This window comes from Testudinibacter sp. P17/SS/0325, from assembly GCF_053570765.1.
In genome coordinates, this window is record NZ_CM131635.1 from 1,664,251 (window position 1) to 1,687,985 (window position 23,735).

Annotated in this window: 19 protein-coding genes, 1 tRNA gene and 2 other RNA genes; 12 read left to right on the plus strand and 10 right to left on the minus strand. The window is 48.6% G+C overall.

Going from position 1 to position 23,735, the window contains the following annotated elements; all coding sequences use genetic code 11:
* Positions 1-4 precede the first annotated feature (4 nt).
* From pal to ACWA50_RS07960, 6 genes are all read left to right on the plus strand, one after another.
* On the plus strand, positions 5-460 hold the full coding sequence (gene pal / locus ACWA50_RS07935) for a peptidoglycan-associated lipoprotein Pal (protein ID WP_034612739.1): 456 nt from the start codon (positions 5-7) through the stop codon (positions 458-460).
* Between the two features lie 215 nt (positions 461-675).
* Positions 676-751, plus strand: a tRNA-Lys gene (locus ACWA50_RS07940).
* 132 nt (positions 752-883) lie between these two features.
* Positions 884-2,542 carry a SulP family inorganic anion transporter gene (locus ACWA50_RS07945; RefSeq protein WP_431051398.1) on the plus strand — a complete coding sequence of 553 codons (1,659 nt, stop codon included), beginning with the start codon at positions 884-886 and terminating at the stop codon, positions 2,540-2,542.
* Between the two features lie 403 nt (positions 2,543-2,945).
* Positions 2,946-5,612, plus strand: a complete 2,667-nt coding sequence (locus ACWA50_RS07950) for a lactoferrin/transferrin family TonB-dependent receptor (RefSeq protein WP_449343092.1) — start codon at positions 2,946-2,948, stop codon at positions 5,610-5,612.
* Positions 5,613-5,644: 32 nt separating this feature from the next.
* Complete coding sequence (locus ACWA50_RS07955) at positions 5,645-6,805, plus strand: transferrin-binding protein-like solute binding protein (protein ID WP_431051402.1); 1,161 nt, start codon at positions 5,645-5,647, stop codon at positions 6,803-6,805.
* 65 nt (positions 6,806-6,870) lie between these two features.
* On the plus strand, positions 6,871-8,292 hold the full coding sequence (locus ACWA50_RS07960; protein WP_431051404.1) for a surface lipoprotein assembly modifier: 1,422 nt from the start codon (positions 6,871-6,873) through the stop codon (positions 8,290-8,292).
* Positions 8,293-8,364: 72 nt separating this feature from the next.
* On the opposite strand, the gene ACWA50_RS07965 is transcribed toward ACWA50_RS07960, so the two are convergent.
* The 7 genes from ACWA50_RS07965 to ACWA50_RS07995 all read right to left on the minus strand — a co-directional run bounded on the left by ACWA50_RS07965 (position 8,365) and on the right by ACWA50_RS07995 (position 14,508).
* A complete protein-coding gene (locus ACWA50_RS07965; protein WP_431051406.1) occupies positions 8,365-9,312 on the minus strand; it encodes a ribose-phosphate pyrophosphokinase in 948 nt (315 codons plus the stop codon).
* A gap of 116 nt (positions 9,313-9,428) precedes the next feature.
* Positions 9,429-10,307 carry a 4-(cytidine 5'-diphospho)-2-C-methyl-D-erythritol kinase gene (ispE, locus tag ACWA50_RS07970; protein WP_431051408.1) on the minus strand — a complete coding sequence of 293 codons (879 nt, stop codon included), beginning with the start codon at positions 10,305-10,307 and terminating at the stop codon, positions 9,429-9,431.
* A gap of 8 nt (positions 10,308-10,315) precedes the next feature.
* On the minus strand, positions 10,316-10,960 hold the full coding sequence (gene lolB, locus ACWA50_RS07975; RefSeq protein WP_431051410.1) for a lipoprotein insertase outer membrane protein LolB: 645 nt from the start codon (positions 10,958-10,960) through the stop codon (positions 10,316-10,318).
* A gap of 59 nt (positions 10,961-11,019) precedes the next feature.
* Complete coding sequence (dolP, locus tag ACWA50_RS07980) at positions 11,020-11,616, minus strand: division/outer membrane stress-associated lipid-binding lipoprotein (protein ID WP_431051412.1); 597 nt, start codon at positions 11,614-11,616, stop codon at positions 11,020-11,022.
* 42 nt (positions 11,617-11,658) lie between these two features.
* On the minus strand, positions 11,659-12,240 hold the full coding sequence (locus ACWA50_RS07985) for a D-sedoheptulose-7-phosphate isomerase (RefSeq protein ID WP_431054320.1): 582 nt from the start codon (positions 12,238-12,240) through the stop codon (positions 11,659-11,661).
* Between the two features lie 50 nt (positions 12,241-12,290).
* Positions 12,291-12,662 carry a YraN family protein gene (locus ACWA50_RS07990; protein WP_431051414.1) on the minus strand — a complete coding sequence of 124 codons (372 nt, stop codon included), beginning with the start codon at positions 12,660-12,662 and terminating at the stop codon, positions 12,291-12,293.
* A 19-nt stretch (positions 12,663-12,681) separates the two neighbouring features.
* Positions 12,682-14,508, minus strand: coding sequence for a penicillin-binding protein activator (locus ACWA50_RS07995; protein WP_431051416.1), 1,827 nt, complete (start codon positions 14,506-14,508; stop codon positions 12,682-12,684).
* An 83-nt stretch (positions 14,509-14,591) separates the two neighbouring features.
* Here ACWA50_RS07995 and rsmI point away from each other — a divergent pair, with 83 nt between their 5' ends.
* Positions 14,592-15,437: a 16S rRNA (cytidine(1402)-2'-O)-methyltransferase gene (gene rsmI, locus ACWA50_RS08000; protein WP_431051418.1), complete on the plus strand. Its 846-nt coding sequence runs from the start codon at positions 14,592-14,594 to the stop codon at positions 15,435-15,437.
* Between the two features lie 22 nt (positions 15,438-15,459).
* Here rsmI and ACWA50_RS08005 read toward each other — a convergent pair whose 3' ends face one another.
* Both ACWA50_RS08005 and ACWA50_RS08010 read right to left on the minus strand, forming a co-directional pair.
* A complete protein-coding gene (locus ACWA50_RS08005) occupies positions 15,460-16,002 on the minus strand; it encodes a KdsC family phosphatase (protein ID WP_431051420.1) in 543 nt (180 codons plus the stop codon).
* Positions 16,003-16,014: 12 nt separating this feature from the next.
* Positions 16,015-16,947, minus strand: a complete 933-nt coding sequence (locus tag ACWA50_RS08010; RefSeq protein ID WP_431051422.1) for a KpsF/GutQ family sugar-phosphate isomerase — start codon at positions 16,945-16,947, stop codon at positions 16,015-16,017.
* A 118-nt stretch (positions 16,948-17,065) separates the two neighbouring features.
* On the opposite strand from ACWA50_RS08010, the gene rnpB reads away from it, so the two are divergent.
* Positions 17,066-17,467, plus strand: an RNA gene (gene rnpB / locus ACWA50_RS08015) — RNase P RNA component class A.
* 58 nt (positions 17,468-17,525) lie between these two features.
* Here the strand turns inward: rnpB and tesB are convergent.
* Positions 17,526-18,389, minus strand: a complete 864-nt coding sequence (tesB, locus tag ACWA50_RS08020) for an acyl-CoA thioesterase II (protein ID WP_431051424.1) — start codon at positions 18,387-18,389, stop codon at positions 17,526-17,528.
* Positions 18,390-18,574: 185 nt separating this feature from the next.
* On the opposite strand from tesB, the gene ffs reads away from it, so the two are divergent.
* From ffs to ACWA50_RS08040, 4 genes are all read left to right on the plus strand, one after another.
* Positions 18,575-18,667: signal recognition particle sRNA small type (ffs, locus tag ACWA50_RS08025), an RNA gene on the plus strand.
* Between the two features lie 174 nt (positions 18,668-18,841).
* A complete protein-coding gene (locus ACWA50_RS08030) occupies positions 18,842-19,810 on the plus strand; it encodes an HlyD family secretion protein (protein ID WP_431051425.1) in 969 nt (322 codons plus the stop codon).
* A 27-nt stretch (positions 19,811-19,837) separates the two neighbouring features.
* The gene (gene rbbA / locus ACWA50_RS08035) at positions 19,838-22,600 is read left to right on the plus strand and encodes a ribosome-associated ATPase/putative transporter RbbA (RefSeq protein WP_431051427.1); all 2,763 of its coding nucleotides are present in this window, start codon (positions 19,838-19,840) and stop codon (positions 22,598-22,600) included.
* A 1-nt stretch (position 22,601) separates the two neighbouring features.
* Positions 22,602-23,726 (plus strand): ABC-2 transporter permease, encoded by a 1,125-nt coding sequence (locus ACWA50_RS08040; protein WP_431051429.1) that lies wholly within the window; start codon positions 22,602-22,604, stop codon positions 23,724-23,726.
* The last annotated feature ends 9 nt before the right edge of the window (positions 23,727-23,735 follow it).

Below are 23,735 nucleotides of genomic sequence, written 5' to 3' on the forward strand. Positions count from 1 at the left end.
TAAAATGAAAAAACTTGCAAAAGTTCTGATGGTTGCTGCACCTGCATTCGTATTAGCTGCTTGTAGCAGTTCTTCTGATGATTCTGCTGCTCAAGGTCAATTATACGGTAACTATACTGCTGAAGATTTACAACAGCGTTATAACACCGTGTATTTCGGTTTTGATCAATACAACATCGAAGGTCAATATCAACAACTGTTGGATGCACATTCTCTGTACTTGACTGCAACTCCGGCAAGCAAAGTATTGGTTGAAGGTAACACCGATGAGCGCGGTACTCCGGAGTACAACATCGCGTTGGGTCAACGTCGTGCAGACGCAGTAGTAAACTACCTGACAGGCAAAGGCGTCTCCGGTTCACAACTTTCCACCGTTTCTTATGGTGAAGAGAAACCGGCTGTTTTGGGTCACACAGAAGCAGATTATGCGAAAAACCGTCGTGCGGTGTTAGCATACTAATTTGTAACGTAGCTTAAAGCTGTAAAACAACCTCGATATTTATCGGGGTTGTCTTGTTTTCGGCATAAGGAAATTATACGTGTCGTGCCGATCTTCGGCAGAATAAAAAAATAAGCGGTAAGATTGTAGATAAATCAGGCAAGCGGAAAAAAAATATAAATTTTTGATTGATAACTTCCGCAAAATGAGTATTATAGTGCCTCGTTACAAACGAGGGGTCGTTAGCTCAGTCGGTAGAGCAGCGGACTTTTAATCCGTTGGTCGAAGGTTCGAATCCTTCACGACCCACCACTTGTCTATTCCTCAACTTTATTTTTGCGTAAGATCAAAAAGTTATATTTTTCTTGTATCTCGTGGATGAACAATCTGGACGAGAGGCATATAATAGTTGTTCTTTGGTTTGTTTTATAGGACAAGTTGTCAATGTTCGCTCTACAGGAAGCCGCAAAGAGCGGTTTGTTTTCCCGTCAGCACTGGTTGAATAATATTATTGCCGGGATCATCGTCGGGATTGTTGCTTTACCGCTCGGCATGGCGTTTGCGATTGCGTCCGGTGCGAAGCCGGAACAAGGCATCTATACCTCGATTATTGCCGGTTTCTGTACCGCAGTGTTTGGCGGTAGCCGTTTGCAAATCAGCGGTCCGACCGGGGCATTTATCGTGGTGTTGTCGGGGATCACTGCGCAATACGGCATTGAAGGCTTGCAAGTAGCCACCTTAATGGCGGGGGTGATTTTATTGGCATTCGGCTTAACCCGCATGGGCGCGATTATCAAATATATTCCCTCACCGGTTATCGTCGGCTTCACCGCCGGTATCGGTGTGATCATCTGGGTCGGACAATGGCAGGATTTTTTCGGTTTACCCAGTGTCAGCGGGGATCATTTCCACTTAAAACTGTTCCATTTAATTCAAGCGTTTCCGCAATTTCATTTCACAACCGCACTTTTAGCCGTCACCGCGTTGCTGCTGGTGCTTTACAGCAGCAAAATTCCCGGTTGCAAACGGATTCCCGGACCGTTAATCGCCTTATTGGTGATCAGCATGGTGCAATATCTATTTCAATTTGACGGTGTCCGCACTATCGGCACGGCATTTGGCGGCATTCCGCAAGGCTTGCCCGAATTTAAACTGCCGACCCTCAGTTGGACAAAAATGATTGAGTTGATTGGGCCTGCGTTTACCATTGCGATGTTAGGGGCGATCGAATCCTTACTATCGGCAGTGGTTGCCGACGGCATGGCGGGCACGCGCCACAATTCCAATCAGGAATTGGTCGGACAGGGCATTGCCAATATTGCTGCGCCGTTATTTGGCGGCTTTGCCGCCACCGGCGCAATTGCACGCACCGCAACCAATATCCGTAACGGCGCAACCAGCCCGCTTGCCGGAATTGTACATTCGCTCACATTGATCGTGATATTATTGGCGTTGGCACCGCTTGCCGTCCATATTCCATTGGCAGTCTTATCCGCGATTCTATTCGTTGTCGCATGGAATATGAGTGAAGCGAAACGCTTTATCAAAATGATCAAACGCGCGCCGAAAAGCGATGTTGCCATTTTGCTGATTACCTTCGGCTTGACCGTATTTGCCGATTTAGTGGTGGCGGTGAATATCGGCGTGATTCTAGCGACCTTATTGTTCCTGCGCCGTATGGCGGGCAGTGTGGAGGTTAAGCGGGTATCGCAAGCGGATTTGCTGGCGCGTATCGGTGAAGAGCCGTTACCGGAAGAATTACTGGTGTTTACCGTTGAAGGTCCTTTCTTCTTTGGTGCGGTTGAAAATTTTGACCGTGCGCTTGCCGATAGCCAGACTTACCCGAAATACTTGATCATCCGCCTGAAATGGGTGCCTTTCATTGATATCACCGGCATGCAGAGTTTGGAAAATGTGGTGTGCAACTTACAAAAACAAGGGGTGACCGTGATGTTATCCGGCGCCAACCATAATGTGACCCAAAAGTTGCGTCGCGGCGGCATTATCCAATTAGTCGGCGAACACAATGTGTTTAAACTGTTTGACGACGCCTTGCGCACCGCACAAAGCGAATTGCGCCAGCGTGAGGATAGTCCGGAGTAAAACAGGGTTAAAGTGCGGTTTGATAGTCGTGGCGCCAATCGGTTTAGGTTGGCATTAGGCTATCGTGATCTTTGTTATTCTATTTGCCGGTTTACTTTAACGACCGTTCTTTGTAAAAATTCAAAGAACGGTTTTTTATGTATTTCGTTTTATTTTTCTTTGATTTAGTCTACTTGATTTTGTTTATCTGATTCAATCAATGTGATCTTTTTTCTTTTATTTGATCGTCATCACAAAATAACGATTTCTTTTCTTGATCCCGAAGAAATTATTTGCTTTAATTCGCCAGCTACGAACAATTAACGATAATAATTATCATTGATGTAAAAAAGATGAGATGTATTTTTATTAACTTTTAGGTGTTACAATGAATAACGGAAAAAGACAAAAGCTTCATTTTAAAATGAAGCCACTATCACATATAGTGGCTTTAACCCTCCTTGGACAATTGGCTTATCATCAAGCGGCTTATGCAAACGAAGATGAGCAGTTAGACGAAATCCGCGTGGTCGGCAGTATCGGCGAGATCAGCAAATCCCAGCGCAATATCAGCCGTGTGGTGAAAAATGCCGAGCAATTACGGCGTGAACAAGTGAATGATATTCGCGATTTAACCCGTTATGATCCGGGCATTGCCGTGAACGAGCAAGGCAGCGGCGCTTCTGCCGGTTATTCGATCCGTGGCGTGGATAAAGATCGGGTTGCTATTTTGGTGGATGGGATTTCGCAGGCGCAGAATTATATGCCGCGTTCCAATTATGCGGAACGTTTTAGCGGCGCCAAGAATGAAATTGAATTTGAAAATATTAAAGCGGTAGAAATCAGTCAAGGGGCAAACTCGGTAGCTGCAGGCAATTCGGCGTTAGGCGGGGCGGTGATGTTTGTGACCAAAGATCCGAGCGATGTGATCAAACCCGACCAAAATTGGGGCGTAAATCTTAAAAGCAGCTACAGTAGCAAAGACCAGCGTTGGGGCAATTCGATTGCCGCTGCAGGGCAGGCAGGCGGTTTTTCGGCGTTATTACAATATACCCGCCGTGACGGACATGAAATCAAATCGCATTCCGATACACCGTCGCAAACGCTGGATCGTTTGTATCCCACCGAATATCAATATGAAGATTTGCGCAAGTCCGGTTGGACAAGTGCGGTCAGACCGGCACATTTTCCACAAACCGAGGGTTGTTTAGAGGGGCATTCACCGGCGAACTGCATTCAAAGCTCAACCTATGCCCCGAATGACGTTTACGGTTTGACACGCAATGCGGCAAATCCGATGGACTACCGCTCCGATTCTGCTTTTGGTAAATTCCAATATGAATTTAATCCGTCACATAAAATCGGGTTTGTATTTGAAAACACCAAGCAGCGTTATGAGATTGAAGACAGGGCAAATAGGGCAAAACCGTTTTATCGCAATTATAAAGACAGCGGCGCAAGCAATGACAGCACCGACTGGAAACACAGACCGCTTTTCCCGCATTATAAATTTGTTGATCATAAACACGATAAGAAGCGTGAAGGATTCTTCTATGAGTATCAAGCGGAAAATAACAAAAGCTGGTTAGATTCGGCGAAAATCGAATTGGATCAGGAAAAAGTGAGCATTACGTCCATTCATACCGAATCCGCCTGTACGCTGCGTGGCGAGACGCCGAACCAAAATTGTGAACTTTTCCGACGCAATGATTTGGGAATCAAGCTGGTTGAAGGCGGTGCGCCGATTGGATACCAAATGTGGAAACGCAGTAATGCGACCTTGACCGAGCAAACCAAACGAATCCGCTTTAGCGGCAAAAAAGTGTTGGATTATTTCGGTATCAAACACGAAATTGATCTGCTCGCCGGTATCGGGCGTTCTCGTTTTGATTTGGTGGAAGGGTTGAATTACAAACGTTATGACGAGGTGGTTCCTGCTGATCACGAATGTCATCAGGATACCCGTTTCAAATGTCAGAAATTCAACCATGGATTAATGCAGATTGAGAAAGAGCTGTCTAGCAAACAAGATCACCCGATTAAAGGTAAAAACTATTATTTCGGCGTGAGTAATAACTGGGAATTGGGCAAATATGTCGATTTAAGCGGTGGCATTCGTTATGACAGCTATAAATTCGATTCGAGCAATCCGGCATTTAAAAATGATGATTACAGCAGTTTGTCCTGGGCAGCCGGTATCGCGGTAAATCTGACGGAGAATATCACGCTCAGCTATAAAGCCAGCACCGGTTTCCGTGTGCCGAACGCACAGGAAATGTACGGCACGGATCTGCAACGTAAACGCGGCGTGCAATCGCGTGAGAAAATCCAAGCCGAAAAAGCCTTTAATCAGGAAGTGGGTTTTGATATTCACGGCAATGTCGGTTATATCACCGCCAATGTTTTCCGAGCCGATTATAAAAACTTCATCACTCTGAAAAGAAGGATGAATGACGACACTATCACCTCACAAAAAGAAATGGTGAGCTACTACGGCAATCAGGAAGAAGCACATTCCGCCGGTTTTAATGTACGCGGCGTGCTGGATTTTCATGCCCTGTGGAAAACCTTGCCTGACGGCTTAAGCGGCAGTGCGGCATACAGCAAAGTGCGACCGCGGAAATTAGGAAAAGTGTCGGGCAATTCGCAAAACATGTTGGAAAGCAGTTATGCCATGGACAGTCTGCAGCCGGCGAAATTTATTCTCGGTTTGGATTATGACGCGCCGACCGGCAAATGGGGCAGCGGCATTCGTTTCACCCGTTCCGACGCCAAAAAAGCCTCTGAGTTAGTGAGTACAAAACCGAATATTGACACACGCGGTGTACGTAATATCGGCGTAGTCAGAACCGTCAGTAAATCATGGTATACCTGGGATTGGGTCGGTTATGTCAATATCGGTAAAAACGTGACTTTGCGCGGTGGCATTTATAACCTGACCAATGCCAAATATGTGACTTGGGAATCTTTGCGTCAAACCGGGATTACAGGGTTAAGCACGGGCGTGACCGCAGAAGTGGAAGGCTTAGGTTATGACCGTTTGACTGCACCGGGTAGAAACTTTGCCCTGAGTGTCGAAGTGAATTTCTAATGTTAGATATCGAATGATAAGAGAGTATGAAAATGAATAAGAATAAATATAAAGAAGAAAAATTAAAATGGTATTACGCATTACTTTGCAGCGGTGCTTTTCTAGTAACCGCCTGTGGCGGTAACGGTGGTGTTGATGGTTATCAAGTGCCTGTGCCGGGTGCGGTAACAATAATTGAGCAGCCGGCAACACCGACAACACCGGAAACACCACGTGAGGAAGTGAAAAAACGCCCTGTTGTTGGTGAAGGCGGAGATGTGTTGAAAGCCAGTGATCGGAAGCCTGAGCCCGGTGAGTTTTTGCTGCCAACTTTGGGGAAAAATTATGAAAAAAAATATTCACCGACAGTTTATTATACGAGCGAAAAACAAGATGTCGCGTTTCAAATTGAAGAGGCGCGAGGAGGCGCATTATTTACCGCATTGCGGAGTGTTACGCATGATAGTAATGGAAAATTATCCAATATTCATATGGGAAATTATGTAAATGCTGACATACCACAATTTAACCATAAATTAACGGATAAATTACAGCATATTACGACCTATGAAGAGGCAAAAAAGCAAAGTTTATATGATGCAGGATTAAAGATAGGGGGGCAATATGCCGGAAGTTATGCGGCAATAGGTGAGGATATTTCTTACCCTTATTTTTGGCGTGATCCGGCGGTTGCCAATTGGAATTATCAAACTTATGGTATGTTTGATTCTGGTAACCGATTTATCAATATAGGAACGGTTAATGTGTATCAATCTATCGGCGAATATACCCAAACTGTGCCAACGGGTGGCGAAGCCACTTACAATGGTATATCCAGTGGCTTAGGTATGACCAACGGACATTCTTATGCCACGACCGCTGATGTGCAGATTAAAATTGATTTTGAAAAGCGTACCGCAGCATTTAATACAACCAACACCAAAAAATATGATTTTGATGAGGCTGGAAAATTAAAAGACGGTGTTGCTGCTGAAAACTTAAATTTGATTGCCAATGCGGCAATAGAGAAAGGGGCGGCAGGTTTTACTGGCGAGGTTAAAAGTGCGGATGACAAACTCTCTGGTAAAGTTCACGCCTTATTATATGGGCCGGCAGCGGATGAAGTCGGCGGGGTGTATGGACTTAAAGGTGAAAGCGGCACAGATCATTTGATAGGTGGTTTTGGTTCGCGTCGTATCGCAGAAACCGAATAATTTTTATTTTAATCTCACGTAACACAAGGGATTTCTCGTCCCTTGTGTTCTTTTTTGGAATTTAAATGATGTGTTTACGTTATTGTTATACTGCACTGTTAACGTTGTTGCCTTTTGCTGTATTTGCCGATTCTGCGCCGATGTTACCGACAAATCAGCCATTTTCGGACAATTTACCGCAACCGCAAATTTCACAACCGCAGACCGCACTTGATGATTTTTCTGTAGCCAAATCGACGCCGACGGCGCAACCGTTCGAATTGGAAAATCGCCTCTTGCCAACGGTGCTTAATTTAATGAAAGCGGGACAGTGGCAGGCGGCGAAAACCGTACTTGAACCCTTATTACAACATAATCCGCCGTCGTTGCACGGGCTGTTTTTAGCCGGGCAAATCGCCGAGCAGCAGCAAGATTGGCAAAGTGCGGTCGGCTATTACCGCCATATGCTTAGCTTTGATGCGACATTGCGGCGCCCTCGTTTGGAGCTGGCGCGTGCATTGGCAAAAATGGGCGAACTCAACGCTTCGGAATATCAGTTTAATTTGGCGCTCAGTCAAAAATTGCCGGAACCGGTACAAAACAATGTATTTTCGATGTTGCAAAATCTGAAAGCGGAAACCTCCTCTTTCAATCTGCAACTTGCCCTGTTGCCAAGCAGCAATATCAACCAAGGCACACAACAGCGCAGCGTGATATTAAACGACGGTAAAGAATATACCCTCAGCCAAAGCAGCCGTGCCAAACGTGGTGTCGGTTTGCAAATTGCGCTGGAAGGCGAGCAACGTTTCGGCGAAGAATATAAATGGTTTCTTAACGGTGCCTTGACCAATCTGGATTACGCCAACCGGCAAAGTGATCAAACCGCCACCCGTTTGAGCGTGGGGCGCAGTTTTGGTAATCAGCGCGGGCATGCGTGGGATCTTTCGCTTGGCGGGCAGCACTTGCTATATCAGCATAAAGGGCTATATCAGGGAGTGTTGGGACGGATCAATTATTCGTGGCGGTTAAAGCCCGATTGGAAATTGGCGCTGGCATGGGAAACGCAGCAGCTACATTATCGTCCCGAATATGCCTATCAACGAGGCTGGCAGCATTGGCTCAGTGCAAACCTGACGCATATAGCGCAGGGAAGAACGGTTTATTTTTGGGGCGTGCAACAGGGTTTCAACCAAGCGGCAGAGCGCAACTATTCCTACCGCACTTTCGGCGTGCGCACCGGTGTGCGCCATCATTTTGATTTTGCCCAATTGACGCTGGGCGGCAGTCTGACTTATACCCAAACCGATTACCGTGATCGTGCGCCGTTTTTTGGTGTGATCCGCCATGATAAACGTTGGAGCGGCAGTGTCGATTTGTTGAAACGGAATTGGTCGTGGAAAGGATTTGCGCCGCGCTTATCGTTTCATTACACCGATAACCGTTCAACGATTCCATTGAACCAATACAAAAATAAGCAAGTGCGGTTGGTGTTTTCTAAAGAATTCTAAACGGATTTGATATGGCAAAGGGACCGCACTTCAGTATTGAAATGCGGTCGGTACAGATAGATTCGAACGGAATTAATCAAACATCGCCGAAATGGATTCTTCGTTGTTAATCCGACGAATCGCTTCGGCAAGCATGCCGGATAAGGTTAATACCCGCACTTTATTTAAGGCTTCGATTTCAGGCGCAAGCGGAATGGTATCGGTTACCACAATTTCATCAATCGCATCGCCGGCGATATTTTGTACCGCACTTCCGGAAAAGATCGGGTGGGTTGCATAGGCAAAAACACGGCGTGCGCCACGTTCTTTCAAGGCGGCAGCCGCTTTGTATAACGTGCCGCCGGTGTCGATCATGTCATCGACCAAAATACAGTCGCGATCGGCAACTTCGCCGATAATGTGCATGACTTGCGACACATTGGCGCGTGGACGGCGTTTGTCGATAATTGCCATGTCGGTATCGTTCAATAATTTGGCAACCGCACGGGCGCGCACCACTCCGCCGATGTCCGGCGAAACCACGATGGGATTGACCAAATCGGTTTTTTTGACGATATCGTTGATTAATACCGGCGAGCCGAATACGTTATCTACCGGCACATCAAAGAAACCTTGGATTTGCTCGGCGTGCAGATCACAGGTTAACACCCGGTCAATACCGACACTAGATAAGAAGTCGGCCACCACTTTGGCGGTGATCGGCACACGCGCCGAACGTACGCGGCGATCTTGCCGGGCATAACCGAAATACGGGATAACGGCGGTGATCCGACCGGCTGAAGCACGGCGCAGGGCATCTACCATTACGATCAATTCCATCAGATTATCATTGGTCGGTGCACAGGTGGATTGAATGATGAAAACGTCGCTGCCGCGTACATTTTCATTGATCTGAACATTAATTTCTCCGTCGCTGAAACGACCGACGGTCGCTTTACCGAGGGAGGTATATAAACGTTCGGAAATTTTTTGTGCCAGAGCCGGTGTGGCGTTTCCGGCAAAAAGCTTCATGTCAGGCATGGTTTAACCCCAGGTTGGATATTGAAAAATTATGATTGCTCCGCAATCAGTGGAATGCTAACTATAAAATTTATCTCGTCAGTGCTTCTTTATTATTCCGAACCGTGTCTGGCGGCTCAGTCAAGAAAAATATGCAGCGGGGAACGGTTCATTCCCCGTGCGACAAAGCTATTTATATTGTTGGGTAACTGTTTATATACTTGTTCAGCCGCCGCTTGAGTTTCAAATTCGGCGAAAATGCAGGCGCCGGTTCCGGTTAAACGTGCAGGTGCATATTGTAGCAACCAGTCTAGCAACTGTTCAACCTCCGGATAGTGATCCCTGACAACTTTTTCACAATCATTGGCAAAATCTTGTGCCAAGAGTGCCGCCAATGTTTTTTTCGGCGTATTGCGCGGCAAGTGCGGATCTTGAAAAACCGCGGCGGTCGCAATAGAAACCGCCGGTTTCACCACCAGATACCATTTTTCCACCGGTTCGCAGTCAATCAACTTTTCGCCGACACCTTCGGCAAAAGCCGCATGCCCGTGCACAAAAATCGGCACATCTGCGCCGAGGGTTAAACCTAATTGCGCTAATTGATCGAGGGATAAATCGAGCCGCCAAAGCCGATTCAGCACGACAAGTGCGGTTGCCGCATTGGAAGAGCCGCCGCCGACACCGCCGCCCATCGGTAAATGTTTCTCTAAATGCAGATCGGCACCAAGGTTACGCCCGCTGTGCGCTTGCAGCAGTTTAGCCGCCCGATAAACCAGATTTTGTTCCGGCGCCACGCCGTCTAAAAGCGGCGTTACGCAGATTTCGCCATCAGTGCGCGGGGTAATGCTTAACCAATCGCCGTAATCCAAAAATTGAAACAGGGTTTGCAATTCATGATAACCGTCGGCGCGCCGCCCGTTGATATACAAAAACAGATTCAGTTTTGCCGGACAAGGGTAGCGGTTGGCTAGCATGCCAACCTCAAGTGCGGTATCGGATCGTTTATTTCCAAACATAGGCGCCGTTAAAATTTCCATTCGTCAACACGAATTTTCAGTTGTTGTCGCTCACCGTCGATCAGAATGTCTTTCGGTAGCGGCGGTTGCAGTTGCAGGTAATAATCCGAATATTTTGCTGACCAACGTTGTCCGTTCAGCGTGTAATTCAATTCGGCTAACAGGTTGTTTTGATTGATCTGATAATCCTGAGTGCCTTGCGGTTGCCCTTTCAGCCAGTAGCTGAACAGCTCGATCGGAAACTCCATGCCGACGATTTCTTTCAGTAACACTTGGGCGTCCTCAGCGGCACGGACATTGCCTTTGTTATCGCTGACGACGAGTCCTTGCGGCGTCATACGGAAAGTCATGGTTGAGGAGCTGAGCGAAGAAGAAAGATGTAACTGGTAATTTTGATCATTCGCGAACTGCCAGTCAAAACGGGTGGAAAAGCGTTCTTCAGGGCTGATATAACCCAATTGCCCGTTGCCGCGATACTGTTTGATCCGATTCAATTGCTGTAACTGCCGCTGCCATTGGGGCGACAGCTTATCGCCGTAAACCGTTTGGCGCTGCGGTTGCGGCTCGCTGACGCAGGCAGCCAAGAAAACGGATAAAAGTGCGGTCAGTGCCGGTTTTTTCACGGCGGCGTGGGAGATAAGGGCGTTTTGCAAACTTCAATCCTTGTGCTGAATAAAAAAGATGTCGGGTTATTCACCCGACATCGTATTGATTAATTAATATAGGAGAAAACCTTCACGACTTTAGTCACGCCGCCGACATAGCGCGCGTCTTCCGCTGCGGCATTGGCTTGCGCTTCGGTGACATTGCCCATTAAGAACACTTCACCGTTTTCGGTGATCACTTTCACATCGGTCGATTTAACTGCGGAATTGACCAGTAATTTGGATTTTATCCGAGTGGTAATCCAAGTATCTTTGCTGATTTGCCCGAAACCGAGTTTTTCGCCGACCCGGATTTCGTTATAAATATCGGTAACGCCGTTCACGCCGCTGGCTAAGTTTTTTGCGGTTTCTTTTAACGATTCGCTTGGCACTTGTCCGATTAACAGCACGCGTGAATTATACGAAACCACATTGATTCGGGCGTCTTCTTTAATTTCCTCATCTTTATTTAAGGCGGAAGAGACTCGGATTTCTAAGGTTTCATCATCAATTTGTGTGCCGGCGGTGCGCGGATCGGTCGCCACTTTGGTAGCGACGGCAGCGGTGCCGACCACAGCGGTGGTGATACAGGCTTGCAAACTAACGGCAGCCGCCAATAAAACGGTTAATTTGAGTAAGCGTGACGCATTGTGGGGGATTTGCATTTCATTCTCCGTAAACTAAATAACGTTAAATTCGCTTCCATCTTAATGGGAAAAGAGCCGATGTTCAATCAACTCACATAAAATATTGATAATCAGCAAATGGGTTTCGATGACCCGCACCTCTTTTTGTGCCGGCGTGGATATGTCCAGATCATCTTCGCCCAGAGCACCGCGAATGTGATCATTGCGGCTGCCGGTCAAGGTAATAATCGGTAATTCTTTGCTGTTGGCAGCGTGGATCAGATTTAAAATCGCCTCTTCCCGCCCTAACGGCGATAGAATGAGCAAGGTGTCGCCTTGTTGTGCGATACAGTCGAACTGGCGTACAAAAATCTGTTCGGGCTGGTTATCCGCCAAAACGACGGAACCGAGCGTGCCGTCCAAGCCAATCAACACCGCGGGCAGGCTTGGGCGTTCCAAGTGATAACGGTGTAATAAATTGGTGACTAAAAATTGCGCATTGGCATGGGATCGCCCTTGTCCCCAGACAATGATTTTATGCCCGTTCAAGAGGCAGGAAACTAACATCTCCGCCGCCTGCACAATCATATCAGGCAGACTCTCGGTGGCGGAGATCTGGGTTTGAATGCTTTCGGTAAAGGCATTTTTGACTTTATCGAGCAGCAGGGGATCTAACATTGGGTTTTCTTGTTTCATTTTTATCGCAATGGATCCTAATAATTAAATTCAATAAAATGTTTAAACCACAATGGTTCGGCACCACTATGTTGTGGTTCAAACGTGATTAAATCAAAACGAAAATCGCTGGTTTCCGGATTTTGCCGCCGTTGCAGCAACCATTGTTCGGCGGCTCGAACCCAGCGTTGCTGTTTTTGTGTTGAGACACTTTCCCAAGCCGCGCCAAAACGATCATCGCTGCGTTGCCGCACTTCGACAAATACCGTGGTTTTGCCGTCGGACATAATCAAATCCAATTCGCCGCCGGGAAAAGTTTGGTTGGCGGCAATAAATTGTAATCCTTGCCGTTCTAAAAAAAGGCGCGCTTGTTGTTCATATTGCGCGCCTTGTTTTCTTTTGTTGAACATCTCGGCAGTCAATTCGCGGTTAATTTAACACGCGAACCCGGCCGCCTTGATATTCAAACCAAGTCATTTCACGGTCAATATTACAGCCGTTGCCCGCACTCAATTTACCGGTCAAGCCGTTAATCGTGTAGCCCGGAATTTGGCGCAGTTCATTGAATTTATTGATTAATAACCAAGCGTCAGAACCCATGGCGTATAACCGCATTAAGGAAAAATCCCCGCTGGTGGCATTGGAAATCTGGCTGTACTGGCTGGTTTGCGTATCACTCAGGAACGGAATATCACTGAATTTCAATCCTTCCATGGTTAAGCGGTAATCCGGGCCGTTGTTCGGCGAGTTGCTACGGGAAGAAGCGTATAGTTTCAAACTGCGACCGTAAGCCGAATTGTTGATGGTATTTTTAATATCCAACAAGTCCGCACTATCGGCAACGATATACAACGCTTGGATATCTTCGCGGGTATAGCCGCTGGTTTGTAGGTTGGTGCCGGTGATAGCCGCAATGGTTTCACTGCGTTGTTCGCTTTGCGCATTGCCTAAACCGCTTTGCAGCGCGGCGAGAATATCATTCGGCGTATTATAGAATTGGGTGGTGGCGTCGGTTGCCGCCAATTGTTGCCAACGCAGGTTAAAGGCAGAGGCGGTGCGTTGTCCCAAATCATTTTGCGGCACAATCACCAACGGATTACGCACGCCGTCGTTCCAAATTCTGTCGGCGGCAGAGCGGGCTTCCGCTTCCGGTGATAAACCGTAATAGCAGACATTGGCAATCGGTTGGGCGTTGGTAGTGGAATTCAAGGCTAAAACTTGTAGCCCGGAGGTATCACTTGCCAACATGCTATCGACGTTATTTTTAATCAGAGGCCCGACGATGGCTTGTGCGCCGTTGGCCTTGGCTTGCGCAATAATATCGCCGATCGGGCTGGTGACGGTGTCATAAGTGGTGACTTGCACCGCACTTCCGCCGCGCGCTTCGTCAAAGCCTTTTTTAATCGTCGTGCCGATTAACTGTGCGTTTCCGCTGGTCGGTAATAAAAGCGCAATATTGTTTAATGCCATTTGCTGGTAATTTAACGCATCTTGAATTTCGGTCGGCAGCAGATAAGCGGCACTGTGGTTCGGATAAGCGCTTCTCCAGCTCTGGATCGCATTGCGCAAATTTTCCGGCTGGGCAATGTTGCCATTATAGGCGTTGATTAACGATAACCAGCCGTTAAGTGCGGTATCGCCGCTTTCCGGTGCGATATTTCTTAAAGTGGTGGCATTGCCGGCGCGCAACAATTTCCAAATATTATTGATATTTTGCTGTTTTCGTTCGCTGTCGGTGATCACCTGATCCGCCAACACCAACGACTTCACCGCGTCGGTCAGGTTATTCTGATTGCTGGCAATTTTGGCTTGGGCGACATAATAACGCGCCTTTTGCGAGTTGCTCAACAGATTCAGAGGAATGCTTTGCAACGTTGCGGCGGCATTGCTGTTGGCGCGTTTATTGGCATAAATTTGCGCTTGAATCAGGTTTTTGTCTAAAGTTTGTTCTTTATCCAACCCTTGCAATGACGCCAGCAACGCTTCGGCTTGGCTCATTTTATTTTCTGTCAGTAAAACCCGCGCGGCTAACAGTTGGTAGTTGGTTTTTTCGGTTTTATCTTTCGCCTGTTGCGCTCGGTTCAAATAAAATTCGGAACTGGCGTTGGCATCGCGTTGCAGCACCGTGCCGGACGAACCGGAGAACAGATCCACGTTACAAGCCGACAGGAATAACACCATAAACAGCGGCATTAGCAGATATTTAATATTAAGACGCGTCAAAATATTGGTATTAGACAGATTAGTATTAGGCATGGTCGCTCCAAATTCGTTAGAATAGCACTTAGGATCTTACTTATCTCACTCATTAAAATCAATCAAAAAAGACGTAATAAATTATGGATAATCAATCAGGAATGTTGTACATCGTTGCCACCCCCATCGGAAATTTGCAGGATATCAGCCAACGGGCATTGGATACATTGGCACATGTCGATCTGATCGCGGCGGAAGATACCCGCCACAGCGGCTTGTTGCTGAACCATTACGGGATTAAAAAACCGCTCTTTGCCCTGCACGATCACAACGAACAACAAAAAGCCGAGTTGTTAGCCAAGCGGTTGCTTAACGGTGAAAATATTGCTTTGATTTCCGATGCCGGCACGCCGCTGATTAGCGATCCGGGTTTTCATCTGGTGCGCCATTGCCGCCAAGCGGGGATTAAAATCGTGCCGATTCCCGGCGCCTGTGCCGCGATTACCGCACTTTGTGCCGCCGGAATTGCGTCGGATCGTTTCTGTTTTGAGGGGTTTTTACCGGCGAAAAGCAAGGCAAGACGGGATAAATTCGCCGAACTGAAAAACGAAAGCCGCACGTTGATTTTTTACGAATCGACCCACCGTATTCTCGACAGTTTAGCCGATATGCAAACGGTCTGGGGCGGTGAGCGTTATTTGGTTTTGGCGCGTGAACTGACAAAAACATGGGAAACCATCCACGGTGATACGCTGGAAAATTTATTGGCTTGGCTGCAACAAGACAGCAACCGCAGCAAAGGCGAAATGGTGCTGATTGTCGAAGGGCAAAGTGCGGTCGAGGAAAGCGAATTCTCCGCTGAGGCAGTCAATGCGTTAGCACTGATTCGTCAGGAACTGCCGTTGAAAAAAGCCGCTGCGATTGTGGCGGAACTGTACGGCTATAAAAAGAATGCGCTGTATCAGTTCGGGCTGGAGCGGTTTAAATAAACCGCTCGACCGTTGTTAATCGTTATTGTGCCATTTTCTTCGCCGCTTGCAAAAAGCCTTGTGCGGAGCGGTAGATTTCATCTTTGCCTTGCACCGCTAAAATCAGATCGGATAATTCGCGGAAAGCCCCCTTGCCACCGCCGAGGGTTAACGTGCGGTCGGCAGCTTGTTTGACATAATCCGGCGCGTCGGCGACGGCGGCAGAGAAACCACAGACGGCGAAAGCGGGCAGATCCACGCTGTCATCGCCGATATAGGCGGTTTGCCCGGCGCTGACGCCGGCTTGCCGCATTAATTCAAAACAAGCGCTCTCTTTTTCCAATTTACCGAGCAAAAACAGATCGATTTTCAAATCGGCAATCCGTTTGCGCAGAATCGCAGAATCGCGCCCTGACAGTACCGCCACTTGAATGCCCGATTCGATCAACATTCTGATACCCAAACCGTCACGCACATGGAAGCATTTCAACGCTTCGCCGTTGGCGTCGTAATACAGGCTGCCGTCAGTGAGCACGCCGTCAATATCGGTGATCACCAGTTTTATGTCGCTGAGTTTATTGTTCATGTTTTCCCCTGTTTAGTAAGAGAATTCAAACAGACCGACCACTTTTTCCTGCTCCAACACAATCAGCGAGTGGATTTTGTGCTGGCGCATAAAGTCTTCCGCCTGTCCCATATAAGCGTCAGCTTGAATGGTTTTTGGATTGACCGACATAATATCCGCCGCAGTCAGGCGCATACATTTAATGCCTTTGCCGGTGAAGGCGCGACGCACGTCGCCGTCGGTGATAATGCCTTGCAGTTTGTCGTCTGCCATCACAATCGCAATCCCCATCCGTCCTTCGGTCATTTTCGCCACGCAATCGGCAAACGAGGTGGCAGGCGATACCAACGGAAGTTGCGTTTGCATTGCGTCACGCACACGGCTGAGCAAACGCCGCCCCAAGCTACCGCCGGGGTGGAAGCGGGCGAAATCGGTTGCTTGGAAATCACGCGCTTTGATTAAGGCAACGGCAAGCGCGTCGGCAAGGGCGAGGGTGACAAGTGCGGAGGTGGTCGGCGCAAGGTTGTTCGGGCAGGCTTCGCGCTCGACCGAAATATCCAGCACATAATCGGCATGTTTTGCCAGCGTGGATTCGCGATTGCCGGTCATGGCGATAATGCGGTTGCCAAAATTTTTCAGACTTGGGATCAGTTTATTGACATCGTCGGTTTCGCCGCTGTAGGAGATCAAAATCACGATATCAATCGGTTTGAGCATGCCCAAATCGCCGTGAAAGGCTTCGGTCGGGTGCAGGAAAAAGCTCGGCGTGCCGGTGGAAGCGAAAGTCGCCACCATTTTTTTGCCGATTAATCCGGATTTCCCAATACCGGCAATCACCAAGCGCCCTTCGCAATCTAAAATCGCTTCGACCACTTGTGAAAATTCGCCGTCGAGGCGCAAACGTAAGCGGCTGATCGCCTGTTCTTCAATCGTGAGTGTTTCTTGAGCAATGCGAATGTAGTTCATAAAAACCTTATGCGAAGTATGTTATTACCATTACGGGTTATTCTAGAGTAATAATGTAATTTGGCAAGGCTGTTTTAAAAGGCTATCTTAATCGCAAAAATTCGGCTATACTGCGCGCCGAGTTGGTCAGGCAATCGCTGGTTTATTGAAGCTCTCAACCGTTGGTGTGATTTCGGTCACGGAACAACCTAGAGGACAAGTAGACGAGAGGAAAGTCCGGGCTACACAGGGCAGAGTGCCGGATAACGTCCGGGGGGCGTGAGCCTACGACAAGTGCAACAGAGAGTAAACCGCCGATGGCTTTTCAAGCACAGGTAAGGGTGAAAGGGTGCGGTAAGAGCGCACCGGGCGACCGGTAACGGTTCGTTGCAGGGTAAACTCCACTCGTAGCAAGACCAAATAGGAACTCAATGGGTGTGCCCGCTCAGAGTTCGGGTAGGTTGCTTGAGCGTTTGTGCAAATAAACGCCTAGAGGAATGATTGTCCACGACAGAACCCGGCTTATCGACCAACTCGGCTTTTCTCACCGCTTTTTATCTTGCGGGTTCGACCGCACTTTTCTTCTTATTCCTTCTATTTTATTCCTCGGTAAAACGAATCAAGCCCTCTTGTTGCGTGCTGGCAATCAAGCGCCCTTGTTGATCAAAAATTTGTCCGCGCGCCAAGCCGCGTGCGCCGTAGGCGTTATTGCTTTCAACCGCGTGCAGCAGCCAATCATTGAGATCAAACGGGCGGTGAAACCAAATCGCATGGTCAATGGTGGCGACTTTCATACCTTTTTCCAAAAAGCCTTTTTTATGCGGGTGAAGTGCGGTCAGCAAGCAATGGAAATCGGAAAAATACGCCAATAAACATTGATTGATTTTCAAATCGTCCGGCACGCGCCCGTTGGCTTTAAACCACGCATATTGCGCCGCCGGGAATTCGCGCCCCTGAAACGGGTTGTTCAAATATTTGCTGCGCACATCAAACGGGCGTTCGGCGGTGAGTTTGTCTTTAATCTGCGGCGGCAAATATTGTGCCACCGCCCGCACTGCTTCCAGTTCATTGATCAGTTGATCAGGCGGCTCAACGTTCGGCATTGGGCTTTGGTGATCAAAACCGTTTTCCACGCTTTGAAAGGAGGCGGTCACGTGGCAAATCGGTTCGTTATGCTGAATCGCTTTGATTCGAAGTGCGGTAAAACTGCGCCCTTCACGCAACACTTCCACATCGTATAAAATCGGGTGTTGCGCGTCGCCGCTGCGCAAAAAATAGGCATGGCAGGAGTGCAGAATGCGATCCGCCGGCGCCACGTTCATACCGGCGGCGAGGGCTTGGGCTACGACTTGCCCGCCGAACACTTGTCGCAAGCCGAGATCGACGCTTTGACCGCGGAAATAGTGATCATCGATGGTTTCAAGGGTGAGTAAATCAATCAGTTGTTCGAGTACGCTAGACATAAATTCGCCTTATTTTTGAGGAGTTTCTTTTTTGGTTATAACAAAAGCGGCCGTAAAACACAACTGCCATAAAAACAAACAAGTGCGCGAGAAATAAGCGGGCGTGAGGGTTAAACTTGCAAAGTGCGGTCAATTGTAGGACAATGCACCGCACTTGACGGTTCGCCGTCAATCCTATGGATTCCCTCTTGGTTCCTCGCAACGGTGTTTGGTTCACCGGGTCAGGTTCGGAAGAAAGCAGCCCAAGTCAAATTTCCGTGTGCCGAGATCAAGCTGGGAGGGAGTCCACCACGTTTTTCCATTCCTATTTCAGCCAATTAAATTTAATTTTAAAATTTTTTCTGCAACTTGATCTTTAGAGTCAGCCGCCTATAATCAAAGTAACTCTTGTTACTACTTTTTTGTAATCTGGCGATCAAAGATCTACGCGCCGGTTATCGGTGGAGTGCAGTATGAAAAAATTACGCTTTATTTTGCCTATTGCCGCATTAGTCGGCGGCGCCGTCTGGTTTGTCCAACAAGATTCGCAAGTAAGTAACCCGCATATTGCCCATGTCAACGGGCGTTTGGAGTTGGCAAGGATGGACATTGCCAGTCTGTATGCCGGGCGGGTTGAGTCAATTGAAGTCAGCGAAGGGCAAATGGTCGAAAAAAACGCGTTACTTGCCACGTTATCCTCCGCCACCGTTCAAGCTCAGCTCACAGCGGCACAGGCGCAACAAGCGCAGGCGGAACAAGCGGTCAACCGCGCGCAAGCACAAATCGAAGCCCAGCAACAGCAACTGAAAGTGGCGGAGATGGATTTGGCCAACGCGCAAAAAATGCGGCGTGATAATTTGATTTCCCGTTCCGAGTTAGAGAAACGCCAAGCCGAGCACGCAGCGGCAAATGCGGCATTGCAAGCGGTGCAAGCGGCAAAACGCGAAGCCGAAGCCGCCGTGCAACAGGCGAAAGCGCAGGTAGAACAAGCCAGTTCAGTCGATCAGGACATGGCGGTGCGGGCGCCGCAAGCCGGGCGGGTGGAATACAAACTTGCCGAAGTCGGTAACGTGATCCCCGCCGGTGGTAAAGTAGTGAGCTTACTCAATTTAAATGATGTCAGCATGAATCTGTTTTTCCCTACGCCGACGGTGAATAAAATCGCCTTGAATAGCGAAGCACGGATTGTGTTGGACGGCAGTGATTTTGTTTTTCCGGCAACCGTAACCTATATCGCCGCCGACGCCCAGTTTACCCCGAAATATGTCGAAACCCGGGCAGAGCGCGAAAAGTTGGTATTTAAAGTCAAATTACAAATTCCGAAAGAAATTGCCCAACAATATTCCGCCTATTTGCGCGGCGGAATGACCGGTAACGGTTATGTTTTGACGGAAAGCAATGCTCAATGGCCTGAAGCGTTACGGCTTAACTTGCCGCAGTAAAGATTGACGGTGAGCAGGAAGGTGATTATGCCGGCGGATTCTCAAGTCCAAGCAGTTAAACTGGAACAGGTTTCACACCACTATAAAAAATTACAAGCGTTAGATAACGTCTCGTTCAGCTTGCCGCGCGGGAAAACCGTTGGTTTAATCGGCCCCGACGGCGTTGGCAAGTCGACATTATTATCTTTGATTGCCGGAGTCAAAGTGATTCAACAAGGTTCGGTTCATGTATTGGGTTTGGATCAAGCCGACGCAACGCAACGGCATGAACTCTCGACCAAAGTGGCGTTTATGCCGCAAGGCTTAGGCAAAAACCTTTATCCCACCTTATCAATCGATGAAAATATTGATTTTCACGCGCGCTTGTTCGGTTTGAATCGCCGGCAGCGCAAGCAACGTATCCGACGCTTATTACAGGCAACCGGATTACTGCCGTTTCGCGAACGCGCGGCGGGCAAACTGTCCGGCGGCATGAAACAAAAACTCAGTCTCTGTTGTGCGTTGGTGCACAATCCGCAATTGCTGATTTTAGACGAACCGACCACCGGAGTTGATCCGTTGTCGCGCCGGCAATTTTGGCGTTTGGTCAACGAACTGCGGCAAGAAAATCCCGAGATGACGGTGATTGTGGCGACGGCGTATATCGACGAAGCCGAGCAATTTGAATATCTGTTGGCGATGGACGACGGCAAATTATTGGTTAATAAACCCACGCGCGAGGTGTTGCGGCAAAGCGGCTGCGATACGTTGGAACAAGCCTATATCAAACTCCTGCCGCAAGAGAAACAAACGGATTGGAACGATTCCCGAATCCCGCCATTTGAGCCGGAAGCCGATTCGCCGCCGGCGATTGAAGCTCACGCTTTAAGCAAAAAATTCGGCGATTTTACCGCGGTCGATAACGTCAGTTTCAGCATTGCCAAAGGCGAAATTTTCGGCTTTTTAGGCTCTAACGGCTGTGGTAAAAGCACCACCATGAAAATGCTGACCGGCTTGCTTGACGCCACCTCGGGCAGCGCCAAGTTGTTAGGCAAAAGTGTCGATGCCGGCGATATGGCAACCCGCAAACGGGTGGGCTATATGTCGCAATCCTTTTCTTTGTACGAAGAATTAAGCGTGCGCCAAAATTTGGTGCTGCACGCCAAATTGTATCAATTGGAAGGCGCTCAGGGCGAGGACGCCGTGAAACAAGCCTTGAGCCAATTTGAATTGAACCAGGTGGCGGAAAGCAAGCCGACCGCACTTTCCCTCGGGGTGCGGCAACGGTTGCAACTGGCGGCGGCGTGTTTACATCATCCCGAAGTGTTGATTTTGGATGAGCCGACTTCCGGCGTCGATCCGGCGGCGCGCGATATGTTTTGGCAATATTTGTTGAGATTATCGCGCCAAGATCGGATTACCATTTTTGTTTCCACCCATTTTATGAACGAAGCGCAGCGCTGCGATCGGATCTCGTTTATGGATCGCGGCAAAGTGCTGGGCGTCGGCACGCCGGAAGCATTGCAAAAAGAGAAAAACGCGGCAACGTTGGAACAAGCTTTTATCCTGTTTTTGCAGGAGCAAGAGGATAAACAGGCGCCAACAGATACCGAGAACAGGCAAGCGGAAACGGAAAAATCGCCGCACGGCAATGGGAAAAATACGGAATTGCAACTCTCGTTCGGGTTGCGTTATTGGTTCAATATTATTTGGACGTTTGCCATCCGCGAAGGCAAGGAATTGTTGCGCGACCGCATTCGGCTGCTGTTTGCGGTATTCGGTCCGGTGGTGCTGCTGCTCGCGGGCAGTTGGGGGATTTCGTTCGATGTCACCAATCTGAAATTCGCCGTCTGGGATCAAGATAAAAGCTATCATAGCAGGCAATTATTGGAGCAGTTTTCCGCCTCGGATTATTTTGAATTATTGGAACAAGTGCCGGACAGACAGACCCTTTCCGGCTTGCTGAAAGGCGGCAAAGTGCGGTTGGCGCTGGAAATTCCGCCTCATTTCGGGCGCGATTTGTTGCAACGACGCAAACCGCAATTGGCGCTCTATGTTGACGGCTCAATGCCGTTTAGCGGTGAAAATATCGCCGGTTACAGTCAGGGCATTCTGCTGCAATATGTGCAGCAGCTCTATCGTCAGCAAGGGATCGACTTGGAGGGGGCGTACGATCTGGAAGTGCGGTTTATGTATAATCAGGCGTTTAACAGTGTGAACGCGATTTCGCCGGGCTTGATCATGCTGACCTTGATGATGGTGCCGAGCATGATGACCGCACTTGGCGTGGTGCGCGAAAAAGAGATCGGCTCGATCACCAATTTATATGCCTCGCCGGCATCGGTCACACAATATCTATTGGGCAAACAACTGCCGTACGTGCTGTTATCCTTGCTCAGTTATCTGGTGTTGATCGGGTTAACCGTTTTTGTGGTCGGGGTTCCGTTGAAAGGCTCGTTTTGGGCAATGAGCTTGGGCGCCTTGGGTTTGATTCTGGCGTCCACTGCCTTTGGATTGCTGGTTTCCACCTTTGTGCAATCGCAAGTGGCGGCGATTTTCGGCTCGGCGATCATCAGTATGGTGCCGGCGGTCAGTTTTTCCGGTTTCCTCTATCCGATGTCCACCTTAACCGGCGCCGGTTATTGGATCGGGTGGAGTTTTCCGACCAGTTGGTACAACTTGATTAGCCTCGGCGCTTTCACCAAAGGGTTGGGATTCGCCGGCTTTATCCCGTTATACGGCATGTTATTGCTGTTTTTTGTCACTTACCTGACTGCCGCCAGTCTGTTGTTGAAGAAACAGGAGAAATAACATGCAGTGGTTAAAAAATGTGTATTATTTGTCGATGAAAGAACTGCGCAGCCTGTTTAGCGACGTCACCCTAATCGGGCTGGTGGTGATCATGTTCACCTTCACCATTTATTCGATCGGCAAAAGCGTCACCACCGAGGTGAAAAACGCCTCGGTCGCGGTGTTCGATCAAGACCATTCGACACTTTCTTATCAATTACGCGATGTGATTTTGCCGCCTTATTTCAAACAGGTGGTGGAAATCGATGACGATCGGATCGATTCGAGCATGGATAACGGCGAGTATATCTTTGTTCTCACTATTCCGCCGAATTTTGCCGTCGATTTGTTGGCAGGCAAACAACCGCAACTGCAATTGCTGGTCGATGCGACCGCGATGACGCAAGCAGGCGTCGGCGCGAATTATTTGAATCAAATTATCAGCCGTCAAATCAATCAATTTTTAGGCTTGCCCGACAGTGCGCAATTGTTGCCGTTTGAACCGGTGGTGAATGTGCTGTTTAACAGCAATTTATTGACCGAATGGTTTATGCCGACCACCCAGATCACCGGCAACTCCAGTTTGTTGGCGCTGATTTTGGTCGGCGCGGCGGTGATCCGCGAGCGCGAACACGGCACGATTGAACATTTATTGGTGATGCCGGTGTCCGCCAGTGAAATCGCCTTTTCCAAAATTTTAGCCAATAGCTTGGTGATTTTAGTGGCGGCGATGTTGTCGCTCTATTTTGTGGTGCATAAAATCATCGGCGCCCCGATTAACGGCTCGCTGTGGTTGTTTGCCTTCAGTGAAGCGGTTTATCTGTTTTCGGTGGCGGGCTTGGGGCTGTTTTTGGCGACGCAAGCGCCGACCATGCCGCAATTCAGCCTGCTGTGCATTCCGGTGTATATCGTGTTGTATCTGCTTTCCGGCGGTACTTCGCCGTTTGAGAGCATGCCGCCGTTGGTGCAGGACATCATGTCGTTTTCGCCGCTGACCCAATTTGTGGCGATCAGCCAGGACGTGCTGTTTCGCGGCGCCGGTTGGGAAACGATTTGGCACCGCTTGGTGATAATGGCGATTATGGGCGCCGGCTTTGTGACGCTGGCAATCGTGCGTTTCCGTTCGATGTTGGCACGGCAGAATTAATCGCTTGGC

Bases quoted from the DNA above. Each gene is read 5' to 3' on its own strand.
- pal (WP_034612739.1), top strand. From the start codon at position 5: ATGAAAAAACTTGCAAAAGTTCTGATGGTTGCTGCACCTGCATTCGTA.
- ACWA50_RS07945 (WP_431051398.1), top strand. From the start codon at position 884: ATGTTCGCTCTACAGGAAGCCGCAAAGAGCGGTTTGTTTTCCCGTCAG.
- ACWA50_RS07950 (WP_449343092.1), top strand. From the start codon at position 2,946: ATGAAGCCACTATCACATATAGTGGCTTTAACCCTCCTTGGACAATTG.
- ACWA50_RS07955 (WP_431051402.1), top strand. From the start codon at position 5,645: ATGAATAAGAATAAATATAAAGAAGAAAAATTAAAATGGTATTACGCA.
- ACWA50_RS07960 (WP_431051404.1), top strand. From the start codon at position 6,871: ATGATGTGTTTACGTTATTGTTATACTGCACTGTTAACGTTGTTGCCT.
- ACWA50_RS07965 (WP_431051406.1), bottom strand. From the start codon at position 9,312: ATGCCTGACATGAAGCTTTTTGCCGGAAACGCCACACCGGCTCTGGCA.
- ispE (WP_431051408.1), bottom strand. From the start codon at position 10,307: ATGTTTGGAAATAAACGATCCGATACCGCACTTGAGGTTGGCATGCTA.
- dolP (WP_431051412.1), bottom strand. From the start codon at position 11,616: ATGCAAATCCCCCACAATGCGTCACGCTTACTCAAATTAACCGTTTTA.
- ACWA50_RS07990 (WP_431051414.1), bottom strand. From the start codon at position 12,662: ATGTTCAACAAAAGAAAACAAGGCGCGCAATATGAACAACAAGCGCGC.
- ACWA50_RS07995 (WP_431051416.1), bottom strand. From the start codon at position 14,508: ATGCCTAATACTAATCTGTCTAATACCAATATTTTGACGCGTCTTAAT.
- rsmI (WP_431051418.1), top strand. From the start codon at position 14,592: ATGGATAATCAATCAGGAATGTTGTACATCGTTGCCACCCCCATCGGA.
- ACWA50_RS08005 (WP_431051420.1), bottom strand. From the start codon at position 16,002: ATGAACAATAAACTCAGCGACATAAAACTGGTGATCACCGATATTGAC.
- ACWA50_RS08010 (WP_431051422.1), bottom strand. From the start codon at position 16,947: ATGAACTACATTCGCATTGCTCAAGAAACACTCACGATTGAAGAACAG.
- tesB (WP_431051424.1), bottom strand. From the start codon at position 18,389: ATGTCTAGCGTACTCGAACAACTGATTGATTTACTCACCCTTGAAACC.
- ACWA50_RS08030 (WP_431051425.1), top strand. From the start codon at position 18,842: ATGAAAAAATTACGCTTTATTTTGCCTATTGCCGCATTAGTCGGCGGC.
- rbbA (WP_431051427.1), top strand. From the start codon at position 19,838: ATGCCGGCGGATTCTCAAGTCCAAGCAGTTAAACTGGAACAGGTTTCA.
- ACWA50_RS08040 (WP_431051429.1), top strand. From the start codon at position 22,602: ATGCAGTGGTTAAAAAATGTGTATTATTTGTCGATGAAAGAACTGCGC.